The sequence below is a fragment of the Alkalihalobacillus pseudalcaliphilus genome (assembly GCF_028610675.1).
Classification (GTDB): Bacteria; Bacillota; Bacilli; order Bacillales; family Bacillaceae_D; genus Alkalihalobacillus; species Alkalihalobacillus pseudalcaliphilus.
Genome location: NZ_JAQQWS010000004.1, coordinates 91,760 through 111,038 on the forward strand (window position 1 = coordinate 91,760; position 19,279 = coordinate 111,038).

Here is a 19,279-nt window from a genome sequence, read left to right on the forward strand (position 1 = left end):
CTGAAACCTGTGGCTATTCTCATTCATCAATCCGTTATGAAACGGAATCATGTTTATCAGACTTAATATGAAAAACGACATATTTTCGTTTTATATCGTAAGTAGCTTCAGTCATTTGGTTTTGCATCTGTTCAATTTGTTGAGCCAAAAAGCCAGCTTCAAGTTGGTAGCAACGGGAGTCGTTTTTTCCCATCCAGTCACCACTGAGCTCTAATGTTTTTGAGGTTGCTTTATTTTTTTCTATTTCTAATGTACCCCATCCAGCATGTGCAAAAAAAGTAATGATTTCATCGAATGTATGTAAAGCATATTTGCGAGCTAGTGATTTTCCGCCCCAATATAAAATGTTTTCATGCTCTGTGCCTAATAATTCTTGTAACAAGTCATTACGAATTAAGTCATAATGAAATAAAGGAGGAGCCTGCTGCTCAACTTGTTCTTGCTCGATTTCTTCATTTTTTGTCTCTTGTTCCATAAAAACCACCCTCTCCGTCTTTTATTATACATAGATTCAAAGGAATTATCTCTATGATAACGAACACAAATTATGTAAAATTTAATAGCTTTCAGCAGAATATCAAAGACATGAGATGCTGTCGTACTTCTTGAGAGCGGTGGTCGACATGATCAGGGCGAAAAATAGCCTGGAACCTGTCGATGAAGGGCAGTGGTCGACATGATCAGGAGGAAAAAAAGCAAAGAACCTGTCGACGAGGAGCGGTGGTCGACATGCTCAGGAGGAAAAAAGGCTAAGAACCTGTCGATGAAGGGCAGTGGTCGACATGCTCAGGAGGAAAAATGGGCGAGAACCTGTCGATGAGGAGCGGTGGTCGACATGATCAGGATGAAAAAAGGCTGAGAACCTGTCGATGAAGGGCAGTGGTCGACATGATCAGGGCGAAAAAAAGCAGAGAACCTGTCGATGAGGAGCGGTGGTCGACATGATCAGGGCGAAAAATAGCCTGGACCCTGTCGATGAAGGGCAGTGGTCGACATGATCAGGATGAAAAAAGGCAGAGAACCTGTCGATGAAGGGCAGTGGTCGACATGATCAGGATGAAAAATGGGCGAGAACCTGTCGATGAGGAGCGGTGGTCGACATGATCAGGGCGAAAAATAGCCTGGACCCTTACCAATAAACATAAAATTGTACCTCTCCCCTTCACTTACTGGCACTTCATTCAATTTTATTTGTACTTTTTAACTGGTGGCATTTCGTTCAACTAGAATTTCTTCTTCACTTGCTTGGTGGATTTTCGTTTAATTAGATTTTGTTCTTATCAATTTAAATGAGTGTTGTAAGAATGATATTGAACTTGAGAATGAGCAGTACCCAGCGGATGAAAAATTATGTAGAATCCTGCGGCACGCGGTTGTCTCGGAGCATAATTTTCGGTAGCGACGAGCAACGCTCCATGTTCGCACTAACTTTCATACAAAACGTCCATGGCGAAGCGGGGATCATTTCGCCACCAACAAAGATGAAAGTGTGGTTTAGCTCTTTAGCTCTTTAACTGGTGGCTTTTCATTCAATAACGGTATTGAGGATTCTCATATTATGCGTAGCCACGCCACTTTTTGGGTGTTACCCGCAAGGGTTTTCCCAAAAAGATTCAGCGCACCGCACAACCAGCCACCACCAACAAAAAGAGAGAGTAGTAACCCATCAGGATTAGTATCAAAAATCTAAGTGTTTTTGGAGCGTTAGCCAAGCTTGCTTGGCAACTTCACGCCACTGCGTGAAGTTTTGAAAATCGAAAGCATCTTATCAGATGAATTTATTCATCTGATAAGATGCTTTCGATTTTCAAAACGGACCAAAAACAAAAACCGAATGGTCAAGTTATCTCGAAAAGTGAGCATGACTCATTGAACTTTCATACAAAAGCCTATTATATTTAAATACCATAAAAATATATTCGTAATTTTAAGTTTATTTATAGAATTGGAATAACTGTTATTATTAATAAGTGTTTCTTTATAAAAAAGTAATTTAACGCTTTCAAACAACAGAATTATTTGATAAGTTAGTAATGGAGATTTCCTATAAAATAACATAAAAAGTATGTATCCGTTTTCTTGACGACAAGATCTGATGGGAGTACAATAAATTTGTCGGATTTTTTTCACATAATCTTACCAAAAGATTCAAAAGTGGAACTGGTACAAAGTATGTTATGTCTCGGGGGAGGTACATATTTATACGAAAGAAAAATGTAGTTGAAACCATTTGGACAAACAGGATAGGAAACATTAATTTATGTGGGGGGAAAAGGCATGGCTGGTAATCAAGAGTATTTTAATCGTCGGTTACATTCCTTATTAGGGATTATTCCGATCGGTATCTTCTTAGTAATGCATTTAAGCATTAACTATTTTGCAACACGAGGAGCAGAGTCATTTAACCAAGCGGCACATTTTATGGAAAATTTACCATTCCGTTATGCAATGGAAATATTCATTATTTTCTTACCGATTTTATATCATGGCATTTATGGAATTTATATTGCTTTTACGGCAAAAAATAACATTCAACGTTATGGTACATTCAGAAACTGGATGTTTGCACTGCAACGTTTTACAGGTGTATTCTTATTAATTTTTATTACATGGCATGTATACGAAACTCGCTTTCAAGCGGCTTTAGGTAATGCTGAAGTAAATTATAATATGATGGCTGATATTTTAAGCTCGCCATTTATGTTAGTTTTTTATATTGTTGGTGTTATTTCTGCAACATTCCACTTAGCTAATGGACTTTGGTCTTTCTTAGTTTCTTGGGGAATTACCGTAACACCTCGTTCACAACGTATTGCTACATACGCGACCATTGCACTTTTCCTCGCATTAACATACGTTGGGCTTTCAGCAACATTTGCATTTATTAATCCAGAATTAGCAAACATGTAAGGAGAGGGTATAGATGAGTAAAGGCAAAATTATCGTTGTCGGTGGTGGACTAGCCGGTTTAATGGCAGCCATTAAAGCAGCAGAAAAAGGTGTACCTGTCGATCTATTTTCCCTTGTACCTGTTAAAAGATCGCACTCAGTCTGTGCACAGGGCGGTATCAATGGTGCGGTTAATACAAAGGGTGAAGGGGATTCACCATATGAGCATTTTGATGATACGGTGTATGGTGGTGACTTCTTAGCGAACCAACCTCCAGTAAAAGCAATGGCAGAAGCAGCTCCAGGGATTATCCATTTAATGGACCGTATGGGTGTTATGTTTAACCGTACACCAGAAGGTTTATTAGATTTCCGTCGTTTTGGTGGCACGCAACATCACAGAACGGCATTTGCTGGTGCAACTACAGGGCAACAATTATTATACGCTTTAGATGAGCAAGTGCGTCGCTATGAAGCGAGTGGTATTGTGACCAAATATGAAGGTTGGGAATTTACATCTGCGATTATTGATGATGAAGGTACCTGTCGTGGGATTACAGCGCAGAACCTACATTCCTCAGAAATCCGTCAATTTGTAGGTGACGCTGTCATTATGGCTACAGGTGGTCCAGGGATTATTTTTGGTAAATCAACGAACTCTGTTATCAATACGGGCTATGCAGCAGCCAAACTTTATGAGCAAGGTGTTGCTTACGCCAACGGCGAATTTATTCAAATCCATCCAACGGCGATTCCTGGTGATGACAAACTTCGTCTAATGAGTGAATCTGCTCGTGGTGAGGGTGGACGTGTTTGGACATATAAAGATGGTAAGCCGTGGTATTTCTTAGAAGAAAGATATCCAGCATACGGAAACTTAGTACCGCGTGATATTGCAACGCGTGAGATTTTCTCTGTCTGTGTGGATGACAAGCTTGGAATTAATGGTGAGAACATGGTTTATCTTGACCTTTCGCATAAAGACCCGAAAGAACTTGATATCAAACTTGGTGGAATTATTGAAATCTATGAAAAGTTCATGGGTGATGATCCACGTAAAGTGCCAATGAAGATCTTCCCAGCGGTTCACTATTCAATGGGTGGCATGTGGATTGATTATAACCAAATGACGAATATTCCGGGATTATTTGCAGCGGGGGAATGTGATTACTCTCAGCATGGAGCAAACCGTTTAGGAGCTAACTCATTATTATCAGCGATTTATGGCGGAATGGTGGCAGGCCCTAACGCTGTGGAATATATCAATGGTTTAGAAAAGTCGGCTGATTCTGTTGCTTCTTCTGTATTCGAGCGTGAGCTGAAGAAAGAACAAGATAAATTCGATAGTATTCTTTCGATGGATGGTACTGAAAATGCGTACAGCCTTCACAAGGAATTAGGTGAGTGGATGACTGATAACGTAACCGTTGTACGTTATAACGATAAGTTACAAAGTACAGACGAGAAAATTCAAGAGTTAATGGAACGTTACCAAAATATTAACATTAATGATACAGCAAGATGGAGTAACCAAGGTGCTTCATTCACGCGCCAATTAGAAGGAATGTTAAATCTTGCCCGAGTTATCACAATTGGTGCATTAAATCGTAATGAAAGCCGTGGAGCTCACTTTAAGCCAGACTTCCCAGAACGTAATGATGAGGAGTTCTTAAAAACAACAAAAGCGACGTATAACCCAACTACGAAGGCACCTGAATTTGAATATGAAGAAGTAGACACTTCATTAATTAAACCTCGTAAACGTGACTACTCGCAAAAGAAACAAGGAGCTGGTAAATCATGAGTGAAAAACAAGTTGTAATCAAAGTTCTTCGTCAAGATGATCAAACAAGTGAGCCTTATGAAGAAGAGTTTAAACTCGATTATCGTCCAAATATGAACATCATTTCAGCTTTAATGGAAATTCGTCGTAATCCTGTTAACTCTAAAGGAGAGAAGACAACGCCTATAGCATGGGATATGAACTGTTTGGAAGAGGTCTGTGGAGCTTGTTCAATGGTGATTAACGGAAAACCTCAACAATCTTGTACAGCACTTGTTGATAAGTTAACACAACCAATCCGTTTAGAACCTATGAAAACATTTCCGGTTGTACGTGACTTAGTCGTTGACCGTTCAAGAATGTTTGACTCGTTGAAGAAAGTGAAAGCTTGGATCCCGATCGATGGTACGTATGATTTAGGTCCTGGACCACGTATGGCTGAATCAAAACGCCAGTGGGCTTACGAACTTTCAAAATGTATGACATGTGGTGTTTGTTTAGAGGCTTGTCCGAATGTAAACAGTAAATCAGATTTTATCGGACCGGCGCCACTTTCACAAGTACGTCTCTTTAACGCACACCCAACAGGGGAAATGAACGCAGCTGAGCGTTTAGAGACAATTATGGGTGAAGGTGGATTAGCTAACTGTGGTAACTCACAAAACTGTGTGCAAGCATGTCCAAAAGGAATTCCTTTAACGACTTCAATTGCTGCACTTAACCGTTCAACTGCTTTACAATCATTCAAAAATTTCTTTGGATGAATCTAAAAATACGAGATAGAGAGAAACGATGGCGCATGATACCATTTGTTCTCAATCTCAATTATTTTTATCATAGAAGAGCCGACATGTGCATAAGCATATGTCGGCTCTTTTCATTTCTAGGTTCGTAAAAAAACATTCCCACAAAAAATAAGTGAGTGCTTTTAAATTTGTAATTCACCTAGTCTTATTAGTTCAATTACAGCTTGGGAGCGCCCCTTTACTCCCAACTTTTGCATTGTATTAGAAATATGGTTTCTTACGGTTTTCTCACTGATGAAGAGTTGTTGTGCAATTTCCTTCGTCGTTTTGTCCTGGACGAGTAGCTCAAATACTTCCCGCTCCCTTTTTGTAAGTAAAGGTTTAGGTCCGAATTCTGCTCCTTTCATGAGTTCACTCCTTCTTGCTCGGGCTAAGAGCGAATGTGGGTTACTCAAACTCCCATGGTGAAGGGTTTTAGTCATCATAGTATATGTGAAAAAGAAAAAACGTGTGCTATCAATTTGTAAAAGTTTTAAAAAAGGGAAATAACCTAATTTTGGATGTGGACTCAGTAAACAAAATTCTTGACGGAAAATCATGCTTTAGATAAGATTATGCAGAGATTAAAAAATCTTGTATATACATATTGGAGTTCGTGATTAACCGTGATATACTGAGGTTGAATTGGTAGGTTTTATAACTTAATATTTGGTCATTATTTGTAAATAGACTAATAAAATGAAGAGTATACCGTTAAGTTATGGGTGAATAGTAGACAAAATTGGTGTAATTCTTTGTTTGAAAGGGTAATGTAAGGATGTATATGTTATACAACCCTTTTGAAAAACTACTTATTCATGATCTTCACTATGGAAGGCAATAATCATCGATGCTATCATCGAGCTACTTATAATGAAATTTAATTAAAGAGAGGTTGATACAAATGGCAGAAAAAACATTTAAAATCACAGCTGAAACAGGAATTCATGCACGTCCAGCTACACAATTAGTGAACAAAGCAGGTCAATATTCTTCGGACATTACTTTAGAGTATAAAGGGAAATCAGTGAACTTAAAATCAATCATGGGTGTTATGTCTTTAGGTGTGGCTAAAGGAGCAGAAGTTACAATTAAAGCAGAAGGATCGGATGCAGAAGATGCATTAGCGGGGCTTGAAGCAATTATCAAGGAGGGTCTTGGAGAATAATGAGTACCGTCTTAACAGGGGTGGCAGCAGCTCCAGGAATTGCGATTGCTAAAGCCTTCTTGCATGAAGAACCCTCCTTTGATCTTCATGATACAAAGGTGGAGAATGTAGAAGATGAGTTACAACGATTCGATGAAGCTCTTGCCGTTTCAAAGCAAGAGCTTTCAGCAATTAAAGATGAAACTGAAAAAAAACTTGGGCCAGATAAAGCCGAAATTTTTGCCGCGCATTTATTAGTACTGTCAGATCCGGAGCTCGTTGATGCGGTAAAAGATCAAATTCGTACCGAGCAATTTAACGCTGCCTATGCACTAAATCAGGTAGCAACGATGTTTATTAATATGTTCGAAAATATGGATAACGAGTATATGAAAGAACGAGCTTCAGACATCTATGATGTAAAAACCAGAGTGCTCAGCCATTTATTCGGCTATGAAGCTACCTCACTCGCAACGATTACTGAGGAGACTATTGTTGTTGCACATGATTTAACACCATCTGATACGGCTCAAATGAATCCTGAATTTATAAAAGGTTTCGCAACCAATATTGGTGGTAGAACTTCACATTCAGCCATTATGTCTCGCTCATTAGAAATTCCTGCTGTCGTTGGAACAAAAGATATTACCGCTCAAATTGAAAATGGTATGATGATGATTGTGGACGGTATGGATGGAACAGTCATTCTTAATCCAACAGAAGCAGAAATTTCTAAGTATGAGGAAAAGAGATCTGAATACTTAAAGGAAAAAGAAATTTGGCAAAAACTTGTTTCTGAAAGGACGCTTACCGCAGATGGGACACATGTTGAGCTAGCTGCAAATATTGGAACGACAAAGGACTTGGAAGGTGTCATAAAAAATGGTGCTGAGGGCATCGGTCTGTTCCGTACAGAGTTTTTATATATGGGTCGTGACCAACTACCTTCTGAAGAAGAACAGTTTGAAGCGTATAAAACCGTCTTAGAAAAAATGGACGGTAAGCCTGTTGTTATTCGTACGCTAGACATTGGTGGCGATAAAGAACTTCCATATTTAGATTTACCAGAAGAAATGAACCCATTTTTAGGCTTAAGAGCTATTCGCTTATGTTTGGAAATGCCTGATATCTTTAGAGTTCAGCTCCGTGCGTTATTAAGAGCCAGCTCGTACGGTAATTTAAAAGTGATGTTCCCAATGATTGCTACGTTAGAAGAGTTAAGACAAGCAAAAGCTTTATTAGCAGAAGAAAAAGACAAGCTTATTGAAGAAGGCATTTCTGTATCTGACTCGATTGAAGTTGGGATAATGGTCGAGATCCCTTCTACAGCTGTGGCTGCCGATCGTTTTGTGAAGGAAGTTGATTTCTTTAGTATCGGTACAAATGACCTTATCCAATATACGCTTGCAGCCGACCGGATGAATGAACGCATCTCGTATTTATACCAACCGTATCACCCAGCCATTCTTCGACTCATTAAAAATGTAATCGAGGTAGCCCACAAGGGTGGAAAATGGGTCGGTATGTGTGGAGAGATGGCAGGAGATGAAGTTGCTATTCCTATTTTATTAGGGCTAGGCTTGGACGAGTTTAGTATGAGTGCAACGTCTATACTACCGGCAAGAAGCCAAATATTAAATCTCTCAAAAGAAGAACTCGGCACATGGGTCGAGCAATTATTTGCTTTAGACACATCTGAAGAGATTGAAGAACAAGTACGAAAACATTTATTATAAGCCAAATGGAAAAAAGCAGCCTGCTAGTGTAGGTTGCTTTTTTCATTTGAGTGAAATGAGGAGGAGAAGCCCGAGGAAAAGCGGAATCTAGGGGTTGGTGGCGGAAAAAGAGGGAGTAACCCCGAGCAAACGGTGAATCGCGGGGTTGTGAGCGGAAAAAGGGAGAGAAACCCCGAGCAAACGGTGAATCGCGGGGTTGCGGGCGTAAAAAGAAGGAGTAACCCCGGGCAAACGGTGAATCGCGGGTTGTGAGCGGAAAAAGGGAGAGAAACCCCGAGCAAACGGCGAATCGAGGGGTTGCGGGCGTAAAAAGAAGGAGTAACCCCGAGCAAACGGTGAATCGCGGGGTTACGGGCGTAAAAAGAAGGAGTAACCCCGAGCAAACGTCGAATCGCGGGGTTGTGAGCGGAAAAAGCGGGAGAAAGCCCGAGCAACTGATTTATAAAAGGGGAGTCGATGAAAGGATAGGTGTTAAAGGGCTCAAAGGCTTATGTCACTATTTTTACTCTTGATCTTTTATCGGAAAACAGGGAAAATGAAAGGAGATATCATCAATGAACTAATACATAGTACAAGCAAATAATCGACGCATATACAAAGTATTCGACAACAAACTAGGGAGGTGCGGTATTTGGAGGAGCAAAAGGTTTATGAAATCGAGCGTTCTTTACGAATGATTGCACAAATGATAAAACAAAAAGGGCGCGAGATTTTAAATCAATTTCCAATTACACCACCACAATTTATTGCTTTACAATGGTTAAGTGAAAAAGGCGATATGACAATTGGAGATTTATCTGGCAGAATGTATTTAGCATTTAGTACGACGACTGATTTAATCGATCGGATGGAGAAGAATGACCTCGTAGAGCGAGTCAGGGATCAGAATGATCGTCGGGTTGTCCGTATTCACCTGTTAGATAAAGGGAAAAAAATCATTGAAGAAGTGATTATTCAAAGACAAGAATACTTAAAAGACATTCTTTATATTTTCTCAGATGAAGATGTGGATTTTCTAGAAAAAAACCTTCACCACCTTTATGAAGAGATGAAGCGTAAGCGTGGTAAATAATAGACGTGGTAAGTCATCATAGAAATTGAGGGAAAGATATTGGTTAAACCAATTGGTGTCATTGATTCTGGTTTAGGTGGACTCACGGTTGCTAAAGAGTTACTTAGGCAATTACCAAAGGAAGAAATTATTTATATAGGTGATTCTGCAAGATGCCCGTATGGGCCAAGGTCTGTGGAAGAGGTTCGAACATATACATGGCAAATGATTAATCGCTTATTGGATGAGGGCATTAAAATGCTTGTTATTGCTTGTAATACAGCAGCGGCTGTTGTATTAGATGAAGTGAATGAAAAGCTCAGTATCCCGACAATTGGCGTTGTCCATCCAGGTGCAGTAAGTGCGTTAAAGGCAACAAAGAACGACCATATCGCTGTGATCGGAACAGAAGGTACGATCAGGAGTGAGGCCTATCTGAAAGAGCTTTTTGCGATTAATTCTGAAATAAAAGTAGAGAGCTTAGCGTGTCCACCATTTGTGCCACTTGTTGAAAGCGGAATTTTTCGCGGTCCTGAAGCATCCGCTGTTGTTCATGATACATTACAAACTTTAAAAAATAGGGATTTTGATACTTTAATTTTAGGGTGTACGCATTATCCACTACTGAGGGAACCAATCCAAGAAGCGTTAGGGGAACAGGTTGAACTGATCTCATCTGGTGATGAAACTGCTCGTGAGGTTAGTAGTCTTTTATATTATCAATCCATCCTGTACACTGGTGAAAGAACACCGCGGCATCGCTTCTACACGACTGGAGATGCCAAGCAATTTAAGCGCTTAGCTGATCAGTGGTTAGAAATGAACGTTGAGTGTGTTCAATCGATAAAATTATAGTTTTTGATGTAACCTTCAGCATCGTCTGAAGGTTTTTTGTATTTCGAATTAGTTGGATAAAAGCAAAGCGGCGACAGGTCGTTCAATCCAAACTGCCCCCGGATTTAAGGAGCCTATATAAGTCCTTTCTATTTTTTATGAAAAAGATTCATCGTAACTTGGTCTATTCTTTTTAGATAGCTCGTATACATAGTAGTACAAACTATCGAAGGAGGCATGACTGTTATGCGTAAAATTTTACGTAGAGGAGTACCCGTGCTTTTGTTTGTTGCCCTAACAGCAACAGCATGTTCAACTGGATCCGATGAAACTTCCAAACAAATGGATGCACCACCGGTTCAGTATGTAGATGATGAAGGAGAATTAGAGCTAGATGAAGACGGTAAGGAATCGTCTGAAGATGGGGAAGCAGCGGATGAAGAGGGAACTGATGAAGCTGTCGCAGAGTTAATTGAGCGTGAAGTATACTTATTTGACCAAAATGGCTTAGTCGTTCCACAAAAAATCATGGTTCCTAAGCAAGTAGGGGTATTACAGCAATCACTCGAGTTCCTAGTAGAAGGTGGTCCTGTTACAGACCAACTTCCAAGTGGATTTAAAGCGGTTTTACCAGCTGGTACAGAAATGAATGTAAATCTTAAAGACGGTGTAGCAACAGCCAATTTCACCGAGGAATTTAATGAGTATAACCCTGAAATGGAACGTGGTATTGTTGAGGCAATCACATGGACATTAACACAATTTGATACCGTCGAAAAAGTAAAAATCCAAATAAATGGTTTTGATCAAGAGGTTATGCCAAAAAATCAAACGCCGATTGGTGAAGGTATGAGTCGAAGTGACGGTATTAACCTTGAGACAGGCGGCCTGGTGAATCTAGTTGGTACAGAAAGTGTGACCTTATATTTCTTAGGGACTAATGGTGAATCGAATTATTATGTACCAGTTACAAGAAATGTGAAAAGTGGTTTAGATAATCCTTATCAAGTTGCATTAGAGCAGTTATTAATGGGGCCTCTTCCTGGCAAGAGTGGGTCGTTAGTTTCCGATATTCGTCATGGTGTGTCTGTCTTAGATGAGCCATTATTTGAGGATGGTCTTTTAACTGTAAACTTAAGTGAGGAAATCTTAAGTGAATTAGAGTCAACGGCCATTTCTTATGAGGCATTAAATATGATTGCCTTAACGTTAACAGAGCAAGAAGGAGTAAAAGAAATTGCGATTCATGTAGATGGCGAAAAAGAATTAATTTCTGAAGAGGGAGAAGCGATCGAAACCGTTTCTAGACCGACAGATATTAATACAGGGAAATACTAATCGCTAAAACGAATTGCCGACTTCCTGAAATTTCTTTATAATAAGTAAGAAACAAAAAGAGGTGCAACTGCATCCTCTTTTTCGTGTTTACTGATATGAGAATACGTATTTGTGTAAGATATAGGTTGTATAAACCTGATTTTGAGGAGGATATAATGAGAATTGATGGAAGACAAGCGGATCAAATTCGCCCAGTAAAGGTAGAACTAGATTACACCATGCATGCAGAAGGTTCGGTTCTTATTTCGATGGGGCAAACGAAGGTAATTTGCACAGCGAGTATTGAAGAACGTGTACCACCTTTTTTGAGAGGGCAAGGGAAAGGCTGGATTACAGCTGAATATTCCATGCTACCAAGAGCGACGGAGCAAAGGAATATGCGCGAGTCAACCAAAGGAAAAGTAACGGGAAGAACGATGGAAATTCAACGTCTCATTGGACGTGCTCTACGTTCTATCATTGATTTAGATAAATTAGGTGAACGAACGATCTGGATTGATTGCGATGTCATTCAAGCTGATGGAGGAACAAGAACAACATCCATAACAGGTGCATTTATTGCGTTAGCTATTGCTGTATCTAAGTTGAAAAATGCAGGGAAAATATCGATGTGGCCAATCCAAGACTATTTAGCAGCCATTTCTGTTGGGGTGGACACAGAATCTAGTCCTTTACTTGATCTATGTTATGTAGAAGACGCTAGTGCACAAGTTGATATGAATGTGATAATGACAGGTGCTCATCAATTTGTTGAGATTCAAGGAACAGGTGAAGAAGCAACTTTTTCTCGCGACGAAATGAATACGCTATTAGACTACGCTGAAAAAGGAATCGAAGAGCTTTTTGACATTCAAAAACAAGCGTTAGGTGAAGAAATTGATACGTGGATTGCTGGAGCCAAACCGAAAAAAAATGAGGCGAAATGATGGAAAATACATTGTTAATTGCTACGAAAAATCAAGGTAAAGCTAAGGAACTTATTTCAATTTTTGCTGAAGAAGGAATTTCAGTAAAAACCTTGTTGGATTATCCGGATATTCCAGATATCAAGGAGGACGGTCAGACATTTGCAGAGAATGCTTTTAAGAAAGCTCAGGAAATGGCTAACCACTTTCAAGTACCTGTGTTGGCCGATGACTCAGGATTAATGGTTGATGCCCTAGATGGCAAGCCAGGTGTCTACTCTGCGCGATATGCAGGCGAAGATAAAGATGATGAAGCAAATATTGATAAGGTGTTACGAGAGCTAAAAGATGTTCCAACTTCAGAAAGAACGGCAAGATTTCATTGTACATTGGCCTTTGTTTTTCCAAATGGTACAAGGCATCTCTTTACAGGTGAATGTGAAGGCATCATCACAGAGACTCGACAAGGTAATGAGGGCTTTGGCTATGACCCCATTTTTTATGTGGTTGATCTGAAAAAAACGATGGCGGAATTACAACCTGAACAAAAGAATAAAATCAGTCATCGTGCCCGTGCACTGGAACAATTAAAACAAAACAAGCATTTATTAAGTTGGTAAAGAGATAAAAAATAGGAGAGGAGGCGTTTGATGTGAAGAAAATATTGATTATGAGTGATAGTCACAGTTGGCAGGAAGAGCTAATGCCTGTGATTGAGCGACATCGTGAAGAAGTGGACTATATGCTCCATTGTGGTGATTCCGAACTTGCTAAGCACGACCAAGTACTTCAAGATTTCCTTGTCGTTCGTGGTAACTGTGATTACGGAGAGGATTTTCCTGAAGAGTTAACAAAGGAAATTGGTTCTGCCAAGCTATATGCGACCCATGGTCATTTATATAATGTAAAGCTAACATTGACGAACTTGTGCTATCGAGCGGAAGAGGTAGGTGCAGATATTGTCTGTTTTGGACATTCACATATTGCCTCAGCGTATGAAGAGAATGGCACGATATTTATTAACCCCGGAAGTATTCGATTACCATTCCGTCCAGCAAGAACGCAAACCTATGTCATTTGTGAAGTAGATGACCGCCGTATAAAAGTAATCTTCTATACGATTGATGGATCCGAATACCCCGAGTTATCGAAGGAATTTAATTGCAACTAATTAATTTTATAAATGGTAGGGGTGGTCGCGATTTGGATAAGGATGGCCACTTCTACCGACTAATAGTTTTAAGAAATAAAGAGACACCTATAGAATCCCGCATTGCCTTCGTGCGAGCAAACTTGTATAATACTTAATAAGCAATTAAAAAACAATAAAAATCAGATCACTATTTCAGACAAATAATTTATGAAAATGTGTTGACTAAAACTCGATTCTGATGTATATTTATATACGTCGCTAGTGATTGTTATCATATGCGGGTGTAGTTTAGTGGTAAAACCTCAGCCACGAGCGAAACATCTATGAAAAAGCAACGAGTTGTCTCGACGCATAAACCTTCGAAGCATTGCTGGAAGAGGAAGAGACATGACAGCAAGTGAAAAAGCAACAATCTAATATGCGGGTGTAGTTTAGTGGTAAAACCTCAGCCTTCCAAGCTGATGTCGTGAGTTCGATTCTCATCACCCGCTTATCCAATTTATTTATCCTTGTTTGTCCCAGTAGCTCAGCAGGATAGAGCAACGGCCTTCTAAGCCGTCGGTCGGGAGTTCGAATCTCTCCTGGGACGCCATTTGAATCTTACATATACATATACAAACTCTCGCCTTTGGTGGGAGTTTTTTGGTTTTTAAAGGAATAAGGGATAATTTGTCGAATGTATTTCCTACAAGTATTTAACTAGGGTGAGGAATTAAAATGATTTAAGAAGAGAGCTAAAACTTTAGTGCGAATGGTAGGTGAACATAAAATCCCTAGGGGATTCGCACCATATTTTTGCATTTCGAGTCCGAAAATTGTGTGTGTTTAACAGGATTTGTCTTCAAAAAGAGGTGGTATTGGTTAGAAATTAGAAAAAATAGTACTTTTTTGTTTAATAATTGAGAAATTCCGCTGTCGCACCTTACATAGGTGCGTGGATTGAAATGCCTTAGCCCGCGAATTTTCCGTCTGCTGTTCGTGTCGCACCTTACATAGGTGCGTGGATTGAAATTATTTGCACTAGTAATGGAAACATGACTATTTGTTGTCGCACCTAATTTGTGTGTCATGGATCTATGCTCTAAGTCGTTGGTTAGCAAAAGGCGAGTCTGCCTTTCAAGATCCATCACTAAACAAAATCTCAGGATTGTCAATGATTGTATTAGGCACTTGGTCGGTAACGGAAAAATCCGCTAAATAGAGGAATGAAATAAAAGGACATGAGAAGAGAGGACATAAAAAAGAGGTTTGGAATTGGAATACAACCTCTTTTTTATTATTCGCTACAACCATTTCTGACTACTGATAGACCAACATGAATGTGTAAGTGTAAGCTTTTATTCTCCTCTGAAGCAATCATTTCCGGTCAGGATACGGCTCGAATGATCCGAATCATGGCTTTCACAGCCGCGCTATGTCCAAACCCACTGCTCTGATTGACCGTTCCTGTGAAGAATAAGTCCCGTTCCACATTATAAAAGGCGAAAGCACCTGTCTGCCCCCAAAAACCAATGATTTCATTAATAGGCTTGAATGGTGAGTAGATGCGAGGCATCCATAACTTTTCTAAACCAATACCATAATAAAAAGCCCCTGGAAAAAAGATCAACTGCCATTGCTTTAATTCTTCTAGTTGTTCTTCCGGGAAAAAATAACCGCTTGAGAACGCTCGTAAAAACTGCATCGTTTCTTGCGCTGTCGAGACAATACCGCCTTCTGCACTGATTGATGACATGTAGTGGGGTAGACGGATGGTCCTCGACTTGTAGTGTAATGCGGCAGGCTTTTGGTCGTTCACGTCATCATAGACATACGTCTTTGTTAAGCCTAACTCATCAAAAATATAACGCTTGAACACTTCGTTGATACTCATGTTAGTTATGTTCTCAATGATCCTTCCTAATAGTTGATAGTTAGTATCAGAATAGTTGACTTTCCCTTTTTGCCCAGGTTTAAAAGTCGGTTTCATTTCTTTTGTTAACGTCAGCACTTTTTCTAAAGGCCAGCTTTTGTCTTCACCTTTAAAAAGCAGGTCGGCCACTGTCGTTCCATCATCTTGTTTGTAGGCAAAATAATCGGGAATTCCCGACGTATTGGAGATTAGGTGTTGAATGGTAATCTTTTCTGAATAATCGATGCCATCCAGAACATGAAGCCCAGAAATCACCTCTTCAGGTAGATACGTACTGATTGGTTCATCGAGTTGAAGTCTGCCTTCTCCTCTTAACATGAGTACAACGGCTGTTACATAAAGCTTCGTGACACTGGCAATAAAGTATTGATCATCAGCTTGCAAGTTCCCAGCTGCACCAACCCATTTCAAATCGCCATCGCCTTGTTCCACAGATAGAATCGCACCGAAGTTATGCCTCTTGTTTGTCATTTGTTGCACGGTTTTTTGAAGAAAAGTTTCATTAATTGTTTTACCCATCATATCCCTCTTTCTCCTTTTCGTAGTCGAGCAGCACTTACCACATCTTCAGCGGTGCTGTCCATGATTCGTATCATTTTTTCCATATCAAATGATGCCTCGGTCAATTCGTTTGCAACCATTATGGAGAAGCCAATCTGAAAGGTTCTCATTTTAAATAAAATGTCTTGAAGTTCTTCGTTCGAAAATCCTTGAAGGTCAGGGTCGGTTTTCATTTGTTCAATGAGAAGATCTCCCATTCCCTCATCATAATCGTGTAAATAATCGTTTTGATTCATCACGAAATCTTTAAAAAGGATTGGATACGTTTTCGCAAAGTGTAGACTCGCTACCCCAATATTAGCGAACGGAGAGCGGCTCGTTTCTTCAGCTAATAGTCGCTGACTTATCTCAACGATCTTTTGAATAACGGCTTGTTTTAACGCTTCAACATCAGTGAAATTCACGTATATTGGGGCAATGGAACTTCCTAACTGCTCCGCGACTTTACGGATAGTCACCCGATCAATTCCTTCGGTTTCAGCAATCGCAAAAGCTGCTTCAACAATCTGGTCTCTTGAAAATTTGTTTTTCGGTGGCATAGGATCCCCTCTTTTTTGAAAATGTTGATTATATATCATATGTTATATAACATATGATATTCGTTGTAAAGGTTTATTTTTATCCACCTTCATTTGATTATGCAGCTGAGAAAGAGGCAACTGAGTTTATTATGGATGTTACAGGAAAAGGAGTCGAGCATGCATTTGAAGCGGCTGGTAAACAGCCTACTTTTTCAAGTGCATTAGAAAGTGTTAGTCGAGGTGGAAGACTTAGAGTAGAAGCAGGTTTGGCCTCATTAGATTTAGAGTTAAATCTAGTGAGCCAAAAGTAGAATCACAGGGTTGCAAGCTTAAAAAGGAGAAGAAAGCCCGAGCAAACGCTGAATCTCGGGAGCGCGAACAAAAAACGAGCACTCGCGAAGTGCTCGTTCTCTGTCCCTATTAACAACTTCCATCCGTACAAGCATCGCCTTGCTTGATGACGTTTAAAGGCTGTTCTTTTTTCTCTTCTTCATGCACTTGATTGAGTACTTGTAAGAATGCTTCGGGTGGTTGAGCACCTGAGACCGCGTATTTACGGTTAAATACATAGAAAGGTACGCCTTGGACTTGGATTTGAGCAGCTTCAGCAATATCTTTTTGGACAGCCAGTTGATATTGATCACTATTTAGAACGTCCTTTACTTTCGCTTCCTCAAGTCCAATTTCACTTGCAAGTGTTGCTAATGTGTCGACATCCCCAACATGATTGCCATCGATAAAATAGGCCTGGAGTAATTTTTCTTTCATTTCGCCCATTTTTCCGTGTTCCTTCGCAAAATGTAGGAGGCGATGAGCTGTGGTTGTGTTAGTCATAATGGCTTGATCTAACTTATAGTCTAAATCTAATTCATTCGCTTGAGCGGTTACTTGCTTTTGCATTTGCTCCACTTGTGCCAAAGCCATTCCTTTTTTCTCAACAAGCATTTCATTCATTGATTGCTTAGAATCTTTTGGCGCTGTTGGGTCTAAAATGAAGCTCTTATAAATGATCTCTACATCTTCTTTACCTTCAAATTGTTCTAGCGCATTCTCAAATCTTCTTTTACCAATATAACAAAATGGACACGCGATATCAGACCAAATTTCTACTTTCATTTTTATTCATCTCCCTTTGGTATTTGTAATAATTGTTCAATGGCTTGAACGGTTTCATGTAAACGATTTGGATTGGTTTGTGAGCGTGTTAACACATTGACTCCCTGTAAGGCGGCTGTTAGAAAGCGAACAACGAGCTGGGTATCTAATGGGTTAGATATTGAGCCATCTTTTTTACCACGTTCAACTGCCGTAAGAAGCTGCTTCTCAACGTTTAAGAATTCGTCTTCAAGCAATTGTTGAAACTGCTTATCATTTGGGGCAAGCTCTATGGCCTCATTACAGGTCATACAGCCTTTTGCTTTTTCGTCACCCGTTGCTGATGTAATCAAGGTGAAAAAATCAATAATAGCATCAAGACCTTGTTTATCGGCATGTAAGATTGATTGTAATGTCTCCATTTGCTGGTTACAATACAGATGATAAGCCGTTAGGAAGAGTTCATGTTTATTACCAAAAGCTTGGTATAAGCTACTCTTGCTTAATCCTGTCACTGATAAAAGATCTTCTAAAGACGTATCGTTATATCCCTTTTCCCAAAAAACAAGCATGACTTTTTCTAACACTTCATCACGATTAAATTTTGTAGGACGAGCCATGTGACCACTCCTTCTAAGTAAAATGATAGCAGTTTTGGACTGGATAGTCCATAATATAGATTTTGGAAATTTCTAATGGGTTTGTTTATAAATTTCTTCAGCGACTTGAACAGAACATATACCAGCACCAATCACCATATACCGAATTTCGATAGAGTTTAAGTGGTTCTTTGGGTTTCAATCCCCATTGTACCGCTTTTATAAATTAATCTTTTTAAAGACAAAGTAGATACCCCATTTCGGATATCACGTTATCGGTTTCTATAATGACGTATTTTCGAATAAAATATGGTAAAGTTAATGTATAGTGTTTAGCAAATTGAATGAGGAGCGATGAAAATGAAACAATTAACTTCTATAGAAGAAATGAATGAATTTGTAAAGCAATCAGGTACTCATTTCCTTTTTAAACATAGTACAACATGTCCGATTAGTGCAAAGGCTTATGATGAGTTTCAAGCGTTTGTTTCTGATTCTGACACATCAGCATCTGTTGTTTATGTGATCGAGCATCGTATCGTATCAAATCAAATTGCCGATGACTTTGACATTAAGCATGAATCACCTCAAGTATTTTTACTCGAGGATGGACATGTAAAATGGCATACCTCTCATTGGAAAATCACCAAAAATGCTTTAGGGGAGGCTTTTTCTTCATGATTGAGAAAATGATTGTCTACTCAACAGTTGGCTGTGTAGAGTGTGGTTATGTCAAGAATTTGCTTGAGCAAGAAGAAGTAGCTTATGAAGTTCGTGATGTGATGGAAAGTGAGCAATACCAACAAGAAGTTGAAAAGTTTGGATTTATGGGTGTACCTGTGACTGTCTTTCGAGAGCAAGCGGTTAAAGGTTTTAATCCTGATTTAAGAGAACTGATTGAAGCGGCAAAAAAATAAAGGAAACAAACACCTCGGACAAATGAGGTGTTTTTTCTTATAAAACTTCTATG

Annotated in this window: 22 protein-coding genes and 2 tRNA genes; 17 read left to right on the forward strand and 7 right to left on the reverse strand. The window is 39.5% G+C overall.

Translation table 11 applies throughout. The annotated features are described in order from the left end of the window. Positions 1-34: 34 nt before the first annotated feature. Positions 35-475 (reverse strand): YslB family protein, encoded by a 441-nt coding sequence (locus tag PQ479_RS10505; protein WP_047990295.1) that lies wholly within the window; start codon positions 473-475, stop codon positions 35-37. 1,802 nt (positions 476-2,277) lie between these two features. Between PQ479_RS10505 and PQ479_RS10510 the strand changes: the two genes are divergently transcribed. The 3 genes from PQ479_RS10510 to sdhB are packed head-to-tail and all read left to right on the forward strand — an operon-like array spanning position 2,278 to position 5,436. After that, positions 2,278-2,910, forward strand: coding sequence for a succinate dehydrogenase cytochrome b558 subunit (locus tag PQ479_RS10510; RefSeq protein WP_047990296.1), 633 nt, complete (start codon positions 2,278-2,280; stop codon positions 2,908-2,910). 13 nt (positions 2,911-2,923) lie between these two features. Beyond that, positions 2,924-4,693: a succinate dehydrogenase flavoprotein subunit gene (sdhA, locus tag PQ479_RS10515; protein ID WP_047990297.1), complete on the forward strand. Its 1,770-nt coding sequence runs from the start codon at positions 2,924-2,926 to the stop codon at positions 4,691-4,693. Next, positions 4,690-5,436: a succinate dehydrogenase iron-sulfur subunit gene (gene sdhB, locus PQ479_RS10520; RefSeq protein ID WP_047990298.1), complete on the forward strand. Its 747-nt coding sequence runs from the start codon at positions 4,690-4,692 to the stop codon at positions 5,434-5,436. The genes sdhA and sdhB overlap by 4 nt, the downstream gene beginning before the upstream one ends. Before the next feature lie 164 nt (positions 5,437-5,600). On the opposite strand, the gene PQ479_RS10525 is transcribed toward sdhB, so the two are convergent. Continuing rightward, the gene (locus tag PQ479_RS10525) at positions 5,601-5,825 is read right to left on the reverse strand and encodes a helix-turn-helix domain-containing protein (protein WP_003320958.1); all 225 of its coding nucleotides are present in this window, start codon (positions 5,823-5,825) and stop codon (positions 5,601-5,603) included. Positions 5,826-6,361: 536 nt separating this feature from the next. Here PQ479_RS10525 and PQ479_RS10530 point away from each other — a divergent pair. Both PQ479_RS10530 and ptsP read left to right on the forward strand, forming a co-directional pair. Continuing rightward, complete coding sequence (locus PQ479_RS10530; RefSeq protein ID WP_047990299.1) at positions 6,362-6,625, forward strand: phosphocarrier protein HPr; 264 nt, start codon at positions 6,362-6,364, stop codon at positions 6,623-6,625. Next, the gene (gene ptsP, locus PQ479_RS10535) at positions 6,625-8,340 is read left to right on the forward strand and encodes a phosphoenolpyruvate--protein phosphotransferase (RefSeq protein ID WP_047990300.1); all 1,716 of its coding nucleotides are present in this window, start codon (positions 6,625-6,627) and stop codon (positions 8,338-8,340) included. Before PQ479_RS10530 ends, ptsP begins: the two co-directional genes overlap by 1 nt. Positions 8,341-8,427: 87 nt before the next feature. On the opposite strand, the gene PQ479_RS10540 is transcribed toward ptsP, so the two are convergent. Further along, on the reverse strand, positions 8,428-8,571 hold the full coding sequence (locus PQ479_RS10540; protein WP_273716971.1) for a hypothetical protein: 144 nt from the start codon (positions 8,569-8,571) through the stop codon (positions 8,428-8,430). A gap of 17 nt (positions 8,572-8,588) precedes the next feature. Here PQ479_RS10540 and PQ479_RS10545 point away from each other — a divergent pair, with 17 nt between their 5' ends. The 9 genes from PQ479_RS10545 to PQ479_RS10585 all read left to right on the forward strand — a co-directional run bounded on the left by PQ479_RS10545 (position 8,589) and on the right by PQ479_RS10585 (position 14,213). Beyond that, complete coding sequence (locus PQ479_RS10545) at positions 8,589-8,852, forward strand: hypothetical protein (protein WP_047990301.1); 264 nt, start codon at positions 8,589-8,591, stop codon at positions 8,850-8,852. A gap of 161 nt (positions 8,853-9,013) precedes the next feature. After that, positions 9,014-9,412, forward strand: a complete 399-nt coding sequence (locus tag PQ479_RS10550; protein WP_047990500.1) for a MarR family winged helix-turn-helix transcriptional regulator — start codon at positions 9,014-9,016, stop codon at positions 9,410-9,412. A 39-nt stretch (positions 9,413-9,451) separates the two neighbouring features. Then, a complete protein-coding gene (racE, locus tag PQ479_RS10555; RefSeq protein WP_047990302.1) occupies positions 9,452-10,246 on the forward strand; it encodes a glutamate racemase in 795 nt (264 codons plus the stop codon). A 225-nt stretch (positions 10,247-10,471) separates the two neighbouring features. Beyond that, on the forward strand, positions 10,472-11,563 hold the full coding sequence (locus PQ479_RS10560) for a GerMN domain-containing protein (protein WP_053070511.1): 1,092 nt from the start codon (positions 10,472-10,474) through the stop codon (positions 11,561-11,563). Positions 11,564-11,718: 155 nt separating this feature from the next. After that, the gene (gene rph / locus PQ479_RS10565; protein WP_047990303.1) at positions 11,719-12,489 is read left to right on the forward strand and encodes a ribonuclease PH; all 771 of its coding nucleotides are present in this window, start codon (positions 11,719-11,721) and stop codon (positions 12,487-12,489) included. Next, positions 12,489-13,088: an XTP/dITP diphosphatase gene (locus PQ479_RS10570; protein ID WP_047990304.1), complete on the forward strand. Its 600-nt coding sequence runs from the start codon at positions 12,489-12,491 to the stop codon at positions 13,086-13,088. The genes rph and PQ479_RS10570 overlap by 1 nt, the downstream gene beginning before the upstream one ends. A gap of 32 nt (positions 13,089-13,120) precedes the next feature. Continuing rightward, on the forward strand, positions 13,121-13,639 hold the full coding sequence (locus PQ479_RS10575; protein WP_273716972.1) for a metallophosphoesterase family protein: 519 nt from the start codon (positions 13,121-13,123) through the stop codon (positions 13,637-13,639). A 402-nt stretch (positions 13,640-14,041) separates the two neighbouring features. Beyond that, positions 14,042-14,112, forward strand: a tRNA-Gly gene (locus tag PQ479_RS10580). Between the two features lie 24 nt (positions 14,113-14,136). Then, a tRNA-Arg gene (locus PQ479_RS10585) sits at positions 14,137-14,213 on the forward strand. A gap of 774 nt (positions 14,214-14,987) precedes the next feature. Here PQ479_RS10585 and PQ479_RS10590 read toward each other — a convergent pair. Both PQ479_RS10590 and PQ479_RS10595 read right to left on the reverse strand, forming a co-directional pair. Next, positions 14,988-16,055: a serine hydrolase domain-containing protein gene (locus PQ479_RS10590; protein ID WP_273716973.1), complete on the reverse strand. Its 1,068-nt coding sequence runs from the start codon at positions 16,053-16,055 to the stop codon at positions 14,988-14,990. After that, entirely contained in the window at positions 16,052-16,633 is a 582-nt protein-coding gene (locus tag PQ479_RS10595; protein WP_047990305.1) for a TetR/AcrR family transcriptional regulator, read from the reverse strand. The genes PQ479_RS10590 and PQ479_RS10595 overlap by 4 nt, the downstream gene beginning before the upstream one ends. Positions 16,634-16,686: 53 nt before the next feature. On the opposite strand from PQ479_RS10595, the gene PQ479_RS10600 reads away from it, so the two are divergent. Beyond that, complete coding sequence (locus tag PQ479_RS10600) at positions 16,687-16,926, forward strand: hypothetical protein (RefSeq protein ID WP_047990306.1); 240 nt, start codon at positions 16,687-16,689, stop codon at positions 16,924-16,926. 109 nt (positions 16,927-17,035) lie between these two features. Here PQ479_RS10600 and PQ479_RS10605 read toward each other — a convergent pair whose 3' ends face one another. Beyond that, positions 17,036-17,731 (reverse strand): DsbA family oxidoreductase, encoded by a 696-nt coding sequence (locus PQ479_RS10605; RefSeq protein ID WP_047990307.1) that lies wholly within the window; start codon positions 17,729-17,731, stop codon positions 17,036-17,038. Positions 17,732-17,733: 2 nt separating this feature from the next. Continuing rightward, the gene (locus tag PQ479_RS10610) at positions 17,734-18,330 is read right to left on the reverse strand and encodes a TetR/AcrR family transcriptional regulator (RefSeq protein ID WP_053070512.1); all 597 of its coding nucleotides are present in this window, start codon (positions 18,328-18,330) and stop codon (positions 17,734-17,736) included. Between the two features lie 333 nt (positions 18,331-18,663). On the opposite strand from PQ479_RS10610, the gene ytxJ reads away from it, so the two are divergent. Then, positions 18,664-18,990, forward strand: coding sequence for a bacillithiol system redox-active protein YtxJ (ytxJ, locus tag PQ479_RS10615; RefSeq protein WP_047990308.1), 327 nt, complete (start codon positions 18,664-18,666; stop codon positions 18,988-18,990). Further along, entirely contained in the window at positions 18,987-19,226 is a 240-nt protein-coding gene (locus PQ479_RS10620) for a glutaredoxin family protein (RefSeq protein WP_047990309.1), read from the forward strand. Before ytxJ ends, PQ479_RS10620 begins: the two co-directional genes overlap by 4 nt. Positions 19,227-19,279 lie beyond the last annotated feature (53 nt).